The 12,872-nt window shown below is 65.3% G+C and carries 14 protein-coding genes; 4 read left to right on the top strand and 10 right to left on the bottom strand.

Annotated features, from left to right (window positions below; translation table 11 throughout):
- Positions 1–16: 16 nt before the first annotated feature.
- The 7 genes from ISF28_RS25245 to ISF28_RS25215 form a co-directional block, all read right to left on the bottom strand.
- Positions 17–628: a hypothetical protein gene (locus ISF28_RS25245; RefSeq protein ID WP_198119937.1), complete on the bottom strand. Its 612-nt coding sequence runs from the start codon at positions 626–628 to the stop codon at positions 17–19.
- A 154-nt stretch (positions 629–782) separates the two neighbouring features.
- Positions 783–1,178: a VanZ family protein gene (locus tag ISF28_RS25240; RefSeq protein ID WP_198119936.1), complete on the bottom strand. Its 396-nt coding sequence runs from the start codon at positions 1,176–1,178 to the stop codon at positions 783–785.
- A 130-nt stretch (positions 1,179–1,308) separates the two neighbouring features.
- Positions 1,309–1,632, bottom strand: a complete 324-nt coding sequence (locus tag ISF28_RS25235; RefSeq protein ID WP_198119935.1) for a hypothetical protein — start codon at positions 1,630–1,632, stop codon at positions 1,309–1,311.
- Between the two features lie 579 nt (positions 1,633–2,211).
- Positions 2,212–2,988 carry an SDR family NAD(P)-dependent oxidoreductase gene (locus tag ISF28_RS25230; RefSeq protein ID WP_198119934.1) on the bottom strand — a complete coding sequence of 259 codons (777 nt, stop codon included), beginning with the start codon at positions 2,986–2,988 and terminating at the stop codon, positions 2,212–2,214.
- A 54-nt stretch (positions 2,989–3,042) separates the two neighbouring features.
- Entirely contained in the window at positions 3,043–3,552 is a 510-nt protein-coding gene (locus ISF28_RS25225) for a TPM domain-containing protein (protein ID WP_198119933.1), read from the bottom strand.
- Positions 3,552–4,415 (bottom strand): TPM domain-containing protein, encoded by an 864-nt coding sequence (locus ISF28_RS25220; RefSeq protein WP_198119932.1) that lies wholly within the window; start codon positions 4,413–4,415, stop codon positions 3,552–3,554. The genes ISF28_RS25225 and ISF28_RS25220 overlap by 1 nt, the downstream gene beginning before the upstream one ends.
- Positions 4,416–4,424: 9 nt before the next feature.
- Positions 4,425–5,036 (bottom strand): LemA family protein, encoded by a 612-nt coding sequence (locus tag ISF28_RS25215; RefSeq protein ID WP_198119931.1) that lies wholly within the window; start codon positions 5,034–5,036, stop codon positions 4,425–4,427.
- Between the two features lie 121 nt (positions 5,037–5,157).
- Between ISF28_RS25215 and pyrF the strand changes: the two genes are divergently transcribed.
- Complete coding sequence (pyrF, locus tag ISF28_RS25210; RefSeq protein WP_198119930.1) at positions 5,158–5,979, top strand: orotidine-5'-phosphate decarboxylase; 822 nt, start codon at positions 5,158–5,160, stop codon at positions 5,977–5,979.
- Here the strand turns inward: pyrF and ISF28_RS25205 are convergent.
- Positions 5,967–7,199 carry an MFS transporter gene (locus ISF28_RS25205; protein WP_198119929.1) on the bottom strand — a complete coding sequence of 411 codons (1,233 nt, stop codon included), beginning with the start codon at positions 7,197–7,199 and terminating at the stop codon, positions 5,967–5,969. The two genes, pyrF and ISF28_RS25205, sit on opposite strands and share 13 nt — an antisense overlap.
- 5 nt (positions 7,200–7,204) lie before the next feature.
- The gene (gene sbcB / locus ISF28_RS25200; protein ID WP_198119928.1) at positions 7,205–8,653 is read right to left on the bottom strand and encodes an exodeoxyribonuclease I; all 1,449 of its coding nucleotides are present in this window, start codon (positions 8,651–8,653) and stop codon (positions 7,205–7,207) included.
- A gap of 503 nt (positions 8,654–9,156) precedes the next feature.
- On the opposite strand from sbcB, the gene ISF28_RS25195 reads away from it, so the two are divergent.
- Positions 9,157–9,525 (top strand): cupin domain-containing protein, encoded by a 369-nt coding sequence (locus ISF28_RS25195; protein ID WP_198119927.1) that lies wholly within the window; start codon positions 9,157–9,159, stop codon positions 9,523–9,525.
- A 62-nt stretch (positions 9,526–9,587) separates the two neighbouring features.
- Positions 9,588–10,883: an MFS transporter gene (locus tag ISF28_RS25190; RefSeq protein WP_198119926.1), complete on the top strand. Its 1,296-nt coding sequence runs from the start codon at positions 9,588–9,590 to the stop codon at positions 10,881–10,883.
- A gap of 68 nt (positions 10,884–10,951) precedes the next feature.
- Here ISF28_RS25190 and ISF28_RS25185 read toward each other — a convergent pair whose 3' ends face one another.
- Positions 10,952–11,905, bottom strand: coding sequence for a GGDEF domain-containing protein (locus tag ISF28_RS25185; protein WP_198119925.1), 954 nt, complete (start codon positions 11,903–11,905; stop codon positions 10,952–10,954).
- 110 nt (positions 11,906–12,015) lie between these two features.
- Here ISF28_RS25185 and ISF28_RS25180 point away from each other — a divergent pair, with 110 nt between their 5' ends.
- Positions 12,016–12,837, top strand: a complete 822-nt coding sequence (locus ISF28_RS25180) for a helical backbone metal receptor (RefSeq protein WP_198119924.1) — start codon at positions 12,016–12,018, stop codon at positions 12,835–12,837.
- The last annotated feature ends 35 nt before the right edge of the window (positions 12,838–12,872 follow it).

Below are 12,872 nucleotides of genomic sequence, written 5' to 3'. Positions count from 1 at the left end.
GCGGGCGCCGCCGGGCTCAGTGCTGGATGACGCCGCCTGCCAGGCTCACCCGGTCGCCGGTGCGGAAGTCGGGCGTCGTCTGCTGCGTCACGACCTGGGTGCTGCCGTCGTCCATGCGCAGCGTGATGCGATAGACGCGGTCGGGGGAGGCGCCCGTCGTGCCGCCCGCGCTGCTGCCCATCGCGGCGCTGGCGCTGCTTTCGGATTCGGTGCCCGTGCCGCTCGAACGCGGCATGACTTCGATGGCGGCGACGGTGGCGTTCGGGGTCGTGGCCGCCGCCGTGGCGCCGCTGGCGGCGCCCTGGTCCTCATGCATCATGCCGGCCGACGTGCCCGAGCTGTCGTAGCCGCTCGAGCTGCCCGACGATCCGGACGTGCCGGACGTCCCCGAGCTGCCGGTCCCGCCGCCCCAGCTGCCGGACCCCTGCGATCCGGTGCCGCCGCCGGTGCCCGACATGCCGCCGCTGCTTGATGTGCCGGTGGCCGTGCCGCTGCTGCCGGTCTCGCCGCCGGTGCCGCTGCTGCCGCTGCTGCCCGTACCGCCGCCGCGCATGGAACTGCACGCGGACAGCCCGACTGCCAGGGCCAGCAAGCCCGCCAGGAAGATGCTCTGGTGTTTTTGCTTCATGATCAACTCCTTCTGAGGGGATAGTGTCAGGTTGGATGAGTGACGATGCCGCGTGCCACTGCAGTAAGAGGCGCGTTTGGTATCGGCGTTCAAGCCGCCTGCCGTTGAGCATGAGCCACGTCAAAGCCGTGGCGAATATTGCGGGGCTGTGGGTTCAGTGTCCCGTGTCGACGGCGGCGCGCGACGTCAGCAGGGCCAGCACGCTGCCGGCGACGATCGCGGCGCTGACGTCGACGGCCCAGTCGTGGACCGAGGCGCCGCGGTAGGGGAAGAAACCCTGGATGAACTCGTCGCCGGCACCCATCGCGGCGATGGCCAGCACGGCCTTGCACGCGCGTGCCGGCGCGCTGCCGCGGCTGCCGGCGAACCACAGCGCGGCCAGCACGGCATAGGCGATCGAGTGCAGGATCACACCGGGCGCGAACGCGCCGATGTCGGCCCGCGCGCCCGGGATATTGCCTGTCGTTATGATCGTCAGGTAGATGAGGACGGCGCCCGCGAGGCACAGCAGGGGTCTGCGCGGATTCCGCAGGAACGTGGTGAAAGACATTGTCATGACAAGCAAGGCTGGAAAGCGCCCACCTTACCACGCGCGTCGCGCGTTTGCAGCGTATCGGATCGCGGCGCCGCATCCGCCGGCGCACCGCCGGGCGGCGCGTCGGACTTGCGGGTTGCGATGTTCAGATCGTGAGGGCTGGGGTGCCGTTGGGATAGTGGGCGTCGAAGCAGCTGGCGCAGTCGGCACAGAATAAGTGGGCAACGCGTACGGCCGACTGGCGCAGGACCAGTTTCAGGTGGCCGCTTTGACATTTTGGGCAAACCTCGCGGACAGTGCCGAAAGTCATGATCTGCAGAGGTTGCCCTTCATCGTCGATATGGTCGATCACCATGCGCGGGTTGAGCTCACTGAGAACCAGGCAGTCTTCCGGTTCCGCGTGACGGCGGCGCGATGGATGTTGTTGGTCTTGGGGTGGCGACATCGTCTCAGGTACAGGTAAAGTCATTGGACCGGCTCCATTCCAAGTTTGGATTGTCTTATCCCCACGCGAATGTAAAAAACGCGAGGTGCGAATTTCATCATAGCGGAATCTGTAGATGGTTCAAGCACAACAACACTTAATTGTGCGGTGCGTAGCAGACGCGACAATTAGGATACGGAACAAAAAAATGCCCGCCAACGGAGGACGGGCACAACCCAAGATCGGGCCAAGAGACGCAGAATCCGGTGCGGTGTGCCGCGAGCAGCACACCTTCTGCGATCACGCATATCGGTTGCGTGTATCGAGATGAACCCAGTATAGGGAGAGAATGTGACTTGACCATGACACTCGTCAAATGTGTGTGACATTGGTCGCGAACGTTTGCGGATGGGATTGGTCCAATCGGCCCCCGCGCCGGCGGCAATGAAGGTTGCTCGAGAGCGATAAAAAAAAGCCCGCTGATTGAGCGGGCTTCAAACTATTTTCTTGGAGGAGAATAGTGGAGACAGGTGCAAGTATGCTGCACTGCGGTATGCGTGTCCAATGATGAATTCCGATACCGGTTATTCTCCAGGTTAATAATGGTCGGGTTCGCGATGCATCTCACTCCTTGACCGGCACCGTGTAATTCAAGGCCATGCGTCCGCCGTCCGCGTACAGCGTCTGGCCCGTGATGTACGACGCGTCGTCGCCGGCGAGGAAGGCGGCGATGCCGGCGATCTCTTCCGGTTCGCCGCAGCGGCCCAGCGGCGTGCGCGACAGGATCGTGTGGCGCGCTTCCGGGCTCGCCAGCACGGCTTCCTTCGCCAGTTCCGTCAGGATCGTGCCCGGGCCGATCGCATTGACGCGGATGCCGTGCGGCGCCAGGCTGATCGACGCCACCCGCGTGAGCTGGTTGACGCCGCCCTTCGACACGACGTACGGAATCTGGTTCGGGATCGTCAGCTCCGCGTTCACGCTCGACATATTGATGATGCATCCGCGCTGCTGCGTATCCTGGCGCTTGACCATCTCGCGGGCCACGGCCTGGCTGCACAGGAACATCGACTTGAGGTTGATGCGCAGGACGCGGTCGAAATCGTCCTCGGCCAGGTCGAGGAAATCGGCCGCATGCGTCACGCCGGCGTTGTTGACGAGGATGTCGATGGGGCCGAACGCGGCCAGCGTGGCCGCGACCAGCGCGTCCACCTCGGCCTTCACGCTCACGTCGGCCCGGAAGAACCGGGCGCCGTCGCCCAGCGCCGCGGCGGCGGCCGCACCGTCGGGACGTACGTCGACGAGCATCACGTGCGCGCCCTCGCGCACGAAGCGTTCCGCGCACGCACGGCCGATGCCCTGGCTGGCTCCGGTGACGATGGCGACTTTCTGGCTGAGTTTCATGGGATTTCCTCGCTGCGGCAAATAAGAAGGCCGCCATTGTAGCGGCCGCCGCCATCAGAGCATGACGGGCCGGTCCGGCAATTCGTTCGGCCGCGTGCCTTCGGACGGGAAATGGCTGCGCAGCAACTGGTTCACCTGGGCGATCGCGGCGAGGGTGGCCACGCGGAACTCGCCGTGGGCAAAGCCGCGCGTCATCGTGTCGCACACGTCCTGCCACGTGGCGGCGGGTATCTTGCGGTCGATGCCCCGGTCGGCAATGATGTCGACTCTGCGGTCGGCGAGATTCACGTAGATCAACACGCCGCAGTTGTCCTCGGTGTCCCAGATGCCGTAGTCGGCGAACAGGGCGACGGCGCGCTGGCGGGTCGTCACGCCGGCCCAGGCCAGCGACAGCGGCAACCCCTTTTCGACGATCAGCCGCACTTCGCCGCGGTGCGTCTGTTCGCCGGCCGTGATGGCTTCCGTGATGGCGGTGAGGGCGTCGGGCGGATACGCGTGCTCGGCCTCGTTGCGGGTGCTGAACAGGTGGCGCAGGGCGCGCCGCAGGCGGCTCGGTTCTTCCATCACCAGTCTCCCGATGCGCCGCCGCCGTCGAAGGTGCCGCCGCCGCCGGAAAAGCCGCCGCCGCCGCCGTCCATGAAGCCGCCGGAGAAGCCGCCGCCGCCGCGCCATTGGTCGTCGTCGTGGTGGTGGGCCGCGTTGGCGAGGATATTGCCGATAATAAAGCCGGTGGTGCCGCTGCCCCAATTCGGGCCGGCGTGGCCCGGCTGGCCCATCCGTGCCAAGCGCGTGCGGCGCGGACGGAAGATCGAGCGGACCACGATGATCCCGACGATCATCAGGAAGATGCTGACGACGATGCCGGGACCGCCGCCGTCATCCTGCTGCGCCTGCGTCTGCGCCTGCGGCGCCGGGAATTTTTCCTGGTCGAGCAGGGTGGCGATGGCGCCGACGCCCGCGACGAGGCCGCCGTACCAGTCCTGCTGGCGGAAGTGCGGGGCGATCGTGTCCTGCAGGATGCGCTTCGATTGCGCGTCCGTGAGCACGCCCTGCACGCCGCGTCCGGCCTCGATGCGCAGGCGGCGCAGCGCCTTGGGATTGTCTTTCGCGACCAGCAGCAGCACGCCGTCGTCCACGCCCTTGCGGCCCAGCTTCCAGGCGTCCGTCACGCGGATGCTGTACTGCTCGATGGCCTCCGGTTCCGTCGACGACACGAGCAGCACCGCGATCTGGCTCCCCGTCTTCGCTTCGTAGTCGGCCAGCACGTTTTCCAGTTTCTGGCGCTGGTCCGGCGTCAGCATGCCGACCTCGTCGGTGACGCGCGCGCGCAGCGGCGGCACCGGTTTGAATTGACCTTGCGCCTGCGCGTGGCAAGCGAGCAGCACGGTCAGCATCCAGGCCCACAGCAGGCGCGGCAGGGCGTTCATGGCATGGCCTTATTTGCCGAAGTTGACGGCCGGTGCCGTCGAAATGGATTTCTCGTTCTCGACGGTGAACGACGGCTTGGCCTGGTAGCCGAACATCATCGCGGTGAGGTTGGTCGGGAAGCTGCGCACGGTGATATTGTAGTCCTGCACCGCCGCGATATAGCGCTGGCGCGCCACCGTGATGCGGTTCTCCGTGCCTTCCAGCTGCGACTGCAGGTCGCGGAAACTGGTGTCGGCCTTGAGCTGCGGATAGTTCTCGGACACGGCCATCAGGCGCGACAGCGCGTTCGACAGCTCGCCCTGCACCTGCTGGAATTTCTGGAAGGCTTCGGGATTGTTCAGGACTTCCGGCGTGATCTGGAAACTGGTCGCGGCCGCGCGCGCGCGCGTGACGGCTTCCAGCGTATCCTTTTCGTGCGTCGCATAGCCCTTGACCGTGTTCACCAGATTGGGAATCAGGTCGGCGCGGCGCTGGTATTGGTTGACGACCTCGGCCCAGGCGGCCTTGACGGCCTCGTCCTTGGCCTGGAACTGGTTGTAGCCGCAGCCCGACAGCAAGGTGGCGGCCAGTACGGCGGCCAGCAGCAGGCCGAACCAGCGCGTGAACAGGGAGGGTTTCATCTGGCGTTCCATGACAAGTTGTCGAATGGCCAAAATATAACCGAAATGCGATCGTATTGGCGAAACGGACGAGGCGGCGCGCTACAATAGAGGGTTTGCAATCAGATCAGAGAGGCCGCCCATGAACTTCATCGACAAACTGAACGCCGCCTGGAAGCGCAACGATTCCCTGCTGTGCGTGGGACTCGATCCGGACACGGCCCGCTTCCCCGCGCACCTGGCGGGCACGCCAAGCGGCATCGTCGAGTTCTGCAAGGCCATCATCGACGCCACCGCCGACCTGGCCTGCGCCTTCAAGCCGCAGATCGCCTATTTCGCCGCCCTCGGCGCGGAAGACCAGCTGGAAGCCATCTGCAAGTATTTGCGCGAGAACTATCCCCACATTCCGCTGATCCTGGACGCCAAGCGCGGCGACATCGGCGCCACCGCCCACCAGTATGCGCGCGAAGCGTTCGACCGCTACGGCGCCGACGCCGTCACCGTCAATCCGTACATGGGGTTCGATTCCGTCGAGCCTTACATGGAATGGAAAGACCGCGGCGTGATCGTGCTGTGCCGCACGTCGAACGCGGGCGGTTCCGACCTGCAATTCCTCGACGTGGGCGGCCAGCCGCTGTACCAGCATGTCGCGCGCCTCGTCGCGGAAAAGTGGAACAAGAACGGCCAGTGCGCGCTCGTCGTCGGCGCCACGTTCCCGGAGGAACTGGCGCAGGTGCGCGCCATCGTGGGCGACATGCCGCTGCTCGTGCCGGGCATCGGCGCCCAGGGCGGCGACATCGAGGCGACCGTCAGGTCGGGCCGCACGGCCACCGGTACGGGCATGATGATCAATTCCTCTCGCGCCATCATCTACGCGCAGCCGCAGGGCGGCGAGGATTTCGCCGCGGCGGCGCGGCGCGTGGCGCGCGAGACGCGCGACGCCATCAACCGCTATCGCGGCTGAGCATTGCCGGTTTGCCGCCGGGCCAGCGCCAGATAGCGCATCCCGACCGCCAGCGCCGCAAAGCCGGACGCCGCGGCCACGCCGAGGGCCCAGCGCGGGCCGGCGTGGTCCGCCACCCAGCCGACGATCGGCGCCCCGAGCGGCGTCGTGCCCAGGGCGATGCCGAGCCGCAGGGCCATCACGCGGCCGCGCATGGCGGGTTCCGTGGACAGCTGGATCAGGCTGTTCGACGTGTTCGTGAAGGTGAGGGCGGCCACGCCCGTGAGCGCCAGCGCGGCGGCGAACCACAGATAGCCCGGAGACAGGGCCGCCAGCAGGCAGCCGGCACCGAACGCGCCCGCGCCGACCACGAGGGCGCCGAAGCGCGTGCGTTCGCGGCCGGCGGCGAGCAGCGCGCCGACGACGCTCCCGACGGCCATCGTCGACGACAGCAGGCTGTACCCGCGCGCATCCGTATGGAACACGGACACGGCCATCGTGCCGATGTAGATCGGGAAGTTCAGGCCGAACGTCGCGATCAGGAACAGCATCGCGAGGAGCGCCAGCAGGTCCGGCCGGTTGCGCACATACCGCACGCCGTCGAGCATCCCGTGCCCGCCGCCGCTGCCGTGCGTGCGCGGATGCGCGTGCAATTCTCCCTTGCGCAGGCAGGCCAGCGAAGCGAGGACCGCGACGTACGACAGGCCGTTGACGACGAACGCCCAGCCGGTGCCGACGCCGGCGATCAAGAGGCCCGCGCACGCGGGGCCGATCATCCGGGCGCCGTTGAACGACGTCGAATTCAGCGCGACGGCGTTCGGCAGGTCCGCGTCGCCGACGAGTTGCGCGACGAAGGTCTGGCGCACGGGCGCGTCGAAGGCGGACGCGCAGCCGAACAGGAAGGCGAACACGTACACCTGCCACAGCGAGACGATGCCGGCGACCGTCAGCGCGCCCAGCGCCAGCGCGAGCACGCCCATGGCCGCCTGGGTGACCATCATCAGCTTGCGCTGGTCGACGTGGTCGGCGACCCAGCCGGTCCAGGGCAGCAGCAGCAATTGCGGGCCGAACTGCAAGGCCATGACGATGCCCACGGCCGACGCATTGTGGTGCGTCAGCCCGGTCAGCACGAGCCAGTCCTGGGCGGTGCGCTGCATCCAGGTCCCGACGTTGGAGACGAGGGCGCCGATGGCCCACAGGCGGTAGTTGTAGTTGTCGAGCGAGCGGAAGGCGCGGGGCATCGAGTTCAGTAACGGCTCGGGGCGATCATCTCCGCGTAATCATACAGCTCCCCCAGGATTGCTTCGGCCCGCTCGTCCGCCGTCTCGGACAACGCGTCGATCTCCGCGAACAGCCGGTCGATCGTGCGCGCGCCGCCGGCGCCGTCGAACAGGCGCGCGGCGCGGTGGTCTTCCCACGCCTGCCGCTCTTCCTCGGCCAGCGTGTGCGGGAAGTTGCGCGCGCGGTAGCGGAACAGCAGGTGCGACAGGCGCTCGTCCTCGAACGACGGGCGCGCGGCCGCCAGCTTGGGCGGCGTTTCCGTGCGCAGCGATTCCAGCCGGCGCCGGTCGCCGTTCGAGACGAAGCCGCCGTACAGGTCTTCGTCGACGTCCACCGCGGCCAGGTTCTTGTCGCGCTGGAACACTTGCTGCCAGACGGCCGCCATGTCGGGCCCGGCCGCCGCGATGCGTGCGTGGGCGAGGCACTGGTCGACGTCCAGTTCCCAGCGGGCCGCCATCGGCGCGCTCAAGGTTTTCAGGTTGCCGACCAGCATGGGCGACTTGTTCAGGTGCACGCTCTTGATGGGGAGGCGCGTCATGCCCTCGGGCATGTCGGCGGCGCGGGTGAACAGGCGCTGGCGGATCGTCTCGACGTTCAGGTTGAACAGTTCGGACGGATCGTGGCGGCAATCCCACACGAGCACTTCGTTTTTATTGGTCGGGTGCGTGGCCAGCGGCCAGACCATGGCCAGGCAGCCGCGCTCGGCCGGGAACATGCCGGACACGTGCAGGAAAGGCTGGCGCAGCGCGCGGTCCAGGTGCAGGCCCATCTGTTCGGCCACCTTGTCCTTGCGGCGCAGTTCGAGGCAGAAGTCGAACAGCTTCGGCTGCTTGTTGCGCAGCAGGCGCGCCAGCGCGATGGTGGCGCGCACGTCGGACAGCGCGTCGTGCGCGGCGTCGTGGACGAGGCCGTTGTCGCGCGTGAGGTGTTCGAGCCGGAAGCTGGGCCGGCCGTCGTCGTGGCGCGGCCAGGTGATGCCGTCCGGACGGAGCGCGTAGGCCATGCGCACGACGTCGAGCATGTCCCAGCGGCCGCAGCCGTTCTGCCACTCGCGCGCATACGGGTCCATCAGGTTGCGCCACAGCAGGAAGCGCGTGACTTCGTCGTCGAAGCGGATCGTGTTGTAGCCGACGCCGATCGTGCCCGGCTCGGAGAACGCGGCGCAGATGCGGGCCGCGAATTCGTGCTCCGGCACGCCGTGTTCCAGGCAGTGCTGCGGCGTGATGCCCGTGATCAGGCAGGCTTGCGGATCGGGCAGGTAGTCCGGCGCGGGCTGGCAGTACAGCATGATCGGCTCGCCGATTTCGTTGAGGTCGGCGTCGGTGCGGATCGCGGCGAACTGTGCGGGACGATCGCGCCGCGGTTCGGCGCCGAAGGTCTCGTAATCGTGCCAGAGGAACGTGTGGGTGCTCATTGGGGTGCCAGTTGGAGTGCCAGTTGCGCGGCTGAGTTGCGACGCGCCATTCTAACGTGCATGATCCGCACGGCCTAGTCCGCGTTCAATCCGCCTCGGGGAACTCAGGTGCCGATGCAGCCCATGGCCCGGGCCGTATGGTGTTAAGAAAAACTTGGTTGTTCCAGTAAAAATAAGTTGCTTGTCGGGCAAGGGAAGTCGCGCCTATTCTTGTCGATATATCACCACCCAGGCAGGAAACCCGTGACACCGACCACTGCGATGAAGCGTTCGCTGGTCAACTCGTCAAGAAGCATCTGATCGTTTCGATTCCGCTTTCAGGTTTTTACTCCCGAGCGCCCGCTGCGCAAAAAATTCCCTTCTGTTTCACCAAACGTGATGAAACGCTTGACCGTGCCACTTCCATCCTTAGGAGCATTTAGTTGCGGTCTTACGTCGCGCGCACGGGCAGGAGCGAGCTTTATCAATCGAATAGTCAATTCATCGCTTTATTGGAGCCAAACATGCTGAAGGAACATAAAGAGTTTCATTCACTCGATCTTGCAACCGGGTGGTCGACACCTGACGGTTACCCATCCGGAATCGAAGAGAAAATTCTGGCGGGTTCATTGAATTATGCCGCCAGGACCGGCAGTCGGACACGGTTGCTCCGTTTTAAGAGCGGTGTATTTACTCGCGCACCGTTTGTCCATGACTACTGGGAGGAAGTCTATCTTCTCGAGGGAGACCTTACTGTCGGCAATGATGAACAGGGGGCGGGGGGAGTGCCCTTCAAGCCACATACCTATGCTTGCCGCCCACCCGGCGCATTTCACGGCCCTTTTAAATCTGAACAAGGGTGTCTTCTTTTGGAGATCCATTACTACAAGTAAATTCCCTTAATCTCGCAGCGGGCGCTGCATGTCAGCTCATCTAAATCTGGCTCGGAAAATCCATGACTTTGCAACAAAGAAAAACTGGTGTTACGCCACAGCATAGAAAATTTGCACGTATGCAATGGCTGATCTTCGGACTTGTCATTGTCGCGTACATGATGTCCTTCTTCCACCGTGTCGCGCCAGTTGCACTGGGCACTCATCTTCAGCGGGATTTTTCGGCATCGTCGACTGAACTTGGTTTCATCGCGGCGATGTATTTCGTGATGGTCACAGCCATGCAAATCCCAACCGGTATCATTGCCGATACGTTTGGACCGCGAAAAATTCTTGTTCTTGGCTGTGTCACTGCGGCCATCGGCAGCGCCATTTTCGCGACTGCGACAACGATACCAATGGCAGGCGTCGGCCGCGCGCTCATCGGCACGGGTGTCGCCGTGCCCTTTGTTGCCCTGCTAAAGCTCAATGCCTCGTGGTTCGCGCCACGTCAATTTGCGACGCTGAGCGGATTGACGATCCTGTTCGGAAATTTCGGCTCGATTTTGTCGACATATCCGCTCTCCGTGCTGTCCAATTATGTCGACTGGAGAATCATCATCGCGGCGACCGGCGTAGCAAGCCTGTCCCTCGGTGCTGCGATCTTCCTGTATGTGCGCGACACACCGTCCGATGCCGGATTCAAAAGCGAAATCACGGGCTTGCCTCCGGTGGCGAGGCGTCCGCCCAATTCCTCGTGGCCAAAACAGTTACGCATCGTGATGGCGAATTCAGCGACATGGCCGTGCTTCTGGGTCGGTTTTGGCATCTGTGGAACGTTTTTCACTTTCACCAGCCTTTGGGCGACGCCCTTTCTCACAAAAACGTATGGCCTGACGAAAGACGTGGCATCAGCCCATGTTCTCGTGATGCTGGTCTGCCACGCGGTAAGTGCCATTTTCGTCGGTCGGCTGTCGGACAAGTTCGCGAACAGGAAATCCCTATTGCTCGGATTGGGAACGTTGTATGTACTGATGTGGGTGCCGATGTTCATGGGGGCAATGCGTCATCCCTGGTTCAGCTTCGCGGTGTTTGCCATACAGGGAATCGGATCGACGAGCTACACGCTCATTTGGGCGTTGGCAAAGGAAGTCAACCCGCCTGAGTCGGCTGGCATGGCGATTGGCGTGGCAAACACCGGCATGTTTCTAGCGACGGCGTTGTTGCAACCCTTGATTGGCTGGATCATCGACATGCGCCCGGAACACGGCGTGGCATACGGCATCGCCGTACTGGCCGCAGTTTCTGCTGTCGGCTTGTTCTCCGGCATGAAAACCATCGAGACGCATGCTCGCAATATTTTTCCGCAACCGATTTGAGAGGATGTGCAAATGGGAGCCCTGCGGATCCGCACGGCCTGGTCCGCGCTCAATCCGCCTCGGGGAACTCAGGTGCCGATGCGGTCGCGCCCGGCTTCCTTGGCGCGGTACAGCGCGGCGTCGGCCGCTTCGATCAGCGCGCGTTCGTCCTGGCCGGGCAGCAGGGTGGCGACGCCGAACGAGCCGGTGACGTGGGGCAGCGGCTGGCGCATGTCGTCGAACACGACGGCCTCGCGCATGCGCGCGCACAGGCGCTCGGCGACCATCACCGCGTGCGGCTGCGGGGTGCCGGGCAGGATCGCCATCATCTCTTCGCCGCCGTAGCGCACGGCGAAGTCGGTCGGGCGCAGGCCCGCACGAATCACGCCGGCGGCCGCGCACAGGGCGGCGTCGCCCGCCATGTGACCGTGCGTGTCGTTGAAGCGCTTGAAGTGGTCCAGGTCGATCATCACGAGCGACAGCGGGCCGCTCTCCTGGCGCGCCCTGGCGACGAGCTTGGGCAGCGCGTCGTTCAGCCAGGCGCGGTTGTACAGGCCCGTGAGCCCGTCGTTGAACGACAGCTGGCGGTAGAACTCGCCCAGCTTCTGGCGCCGGCGCAGGCGGGCGTTGGTCGCGCGGATGCGGAACGACAGCAGCCGCAACAGGTTGCGCGCCACGCCGTTCTGGCCGTCGATCAATTGCCACACGCGGTCTGGTTCGATCACGAGCAACTCGCTGTCTTCCAGCGCGACGATGGCGTCCAGGTTGGCCGCGTCGTCCAGCACGGATTGCTCGCCCACGCTCTCGCCGGGCAGGATGCGCTCGACATTGCCTTCGCCCAGCGCCCCTTCGACGGCGAGGCTGCCTGCCAGCAGGACGTACAGGCGGGCCCGCAGGCCGTCTTCCAGCGCCTCGCCGCGCGCCAGCCGCACGAGCCGGCAATCGGCGAGCGCCGCCGCCACGGCGGGGCCGTCGGCGTCGCGAAAGAGCTGCAGGTCGCGGATGCTGTAGGAAGACGCACCGAAGGTGCCGGTCACTATCATGTTTTTAAAACTTCTTGGCGACAACTTATATTGACAAGCTCGCATGATACCCGAACGACACACCGCCGCCGATGCTTGGCGCCGATAAACAACAGTGTTTCAATGGCGGCATGAATACCGCAACCGATTCTTTCTACGCCGACGCGCTGGGCACGCGGCACGCGCCCGCACCCGGCGCGCGCATCGTCTGCCTCGTGCCGTCGATCACCGAACTGCTGTGCGACCTGGGGCTGGCCGGCCAGCTGGTCGGCCGCACCGGCTTCTGCGTCCACCCGCGCGACGTCGTCGCCGCCATTCCCAAGGTGGGCGGCACGAAGGACGTCAACATCGACAAGATCCGCCGGCTGGCGCCCACGCACGTCGTCGTCAACATCGACGAGAACAACAAGCCGACCGTCGACGCGCTGGCGGCATTCGTGCCGCACATCGTCGTCACGCACCTGAACGCGCCGCGCGACAACCTGCACCTGGCGCGGCTGATGGGCGGGATCTTCGGCGCGGACGAGGCCGCCGCGCGCTGGTGCGCCGCCTTCGAGGCCGAGCACGCGGCGCTGCGGGCGCTGCCCAAGGAACCCGCGCGCACCGTGCTGTACTGCATCTGGCAGGATCCGTGGATGACGGTGTCGGACGGCACGTACATCGCCGCCATGCTGGCCGAACTGGGGTGGCGCGTGCCGGACCTGGGCGCCGACCGCTATCCGCGCTTCGCGTGGTCGCAGGCGCTCGTCGACGGGCTCGACGCCGTGCTGCTGTCGACGGAGCCGTACCGCTTCACGGAAGCCCACGCGGACGCGCTCGAGAAGCAGCTGGGGATTCCCGTGCTGCTGGTCGATGGCGAGATGATGTCGTGGTACGGCAGCCGGGCGCTGGCCGGCCTGCGCTATCTGCGCGCCTTGCCCGCGCTGCTGGACGGCCGTCACGGGTCTGTCTGACTGCGCGGCCCGGACGCAATATCGCCCGACATCCT

This window comes from Massilia rhizosphaerae (assembly GCF_016093545.1).
Taxonomy (GTDB): domain Bacteria; phylum Pseudomonadota; class Gammaproteobacteria; order Burkholderiales; family Burkholderiaceae_D; genus Telluria; species Telluria rhizosphaerae.
This window is presented reverse-complemented; position numbering and strand designations above follow the sequence as displayed.

Excerpts from the sequence above, each read along its gene's own strand:
- ISF28_RS25235 (WP_198119935.1), bottom strand. The coding sequence starts at position 1,632 with ATGACTTTACCTGTACCTGAGACGATGTCGCCACCCCAAGACCAACAA.
- ISF28_RS25215 (WP_198119931.1), bottom strand. The coding sequence starts at position 5,036 with ATGAAACCCTCCCTGTTCACGCGCTGGTTCGGCCTGCTGCTGGCCGCC.
- pyrF (WP_198119930.1), top strand. The coding sequence starts at position 5,158 with ATGAACTTCATCGACAAACTGAACGCCGCCTGGAAGCGCAACGATTCC.
- sbcB (WP_198119928.1), bottom strand. The coding sequence starts at position 8,653 with ATGAGCACCCACACGTTCCTCTGGCACGATTACGAGACCTTCGGCGCC.
- ISF28_RS25245 (WP_198119937.1), bottom strand. The coding sequence starts at position 628 with ATGAAGCAAAAACACCAGAGCATCTTCCTGGCGGGCTTGCTGGCCCTG.
- ISF28_RS25240 (WP_198119936.1), bottom strand. The coding sequence starts at position 1,178 with ATGTCTTTCACCACGTTCCTGCGGAATCCGCGCAGACCCCTGCTGTGC.
- ISF28_RS25225 (WP_198119933.1), bottom strand. The coding sequence starts at position 3,552 with ATGGAAGAACCGAGCCGCCTGCGGCGCGCCCTGCGCCACCTGTTCAGC.
- ISF28_RS25230 (WP_198119934.1), bottom strand. The coding sequence starts at position 2,988 with ATGAAACTCAGCCAGAAAGTCGCCATCGTCACCGGAGCCAGCCAGGGC.
- ISF28_RS25190 (WP_198119926.1), top strand. The coding sequence starts at position 9,588 with ATGACTTTGCAACAAAGAAAAACTGGTGTTACGCCACAGCATAGAAAA.
- ISF28_RS25185 (WP_198119925.1), bottom strand. The coding sequence starts at position 11,905 with ATGATAGTGACCGGCACCTTCGGTGCGTCTTCCTACAGCATCCGCGAC.
- ISF28_RS25220 (WP_198119932.1), bottom strand. The coding sequence starts at position 4,415 with ATGAACGCCCTGCCGCGCCTGCTGTGGGCCTGGATGCTGACCGTGCTG.
- ISF28_RS25180 (WP_198119924.1), top strand. The coding sequence starts at position 12,016 with ATGAATACCGCAACCGATTCTTTCTACGCCGACGCGCTGGGCACGCGG.
- ISF28_RS25205 (WP_198119929.1), bottom strand. The coding sequence starts at position 7,199 with ATGCCCCGCGCCTTCCGCTCGCTCGACAACTACAACTACCGCCTGTGG.
- ISF28_RS25195 (WP_198119927.1), top strand. The coding sequence starts at position 9,157 with ATGCTGAAGGAACATAAAGAGTTTCATTCACTCGATCTTGCAACCGGG.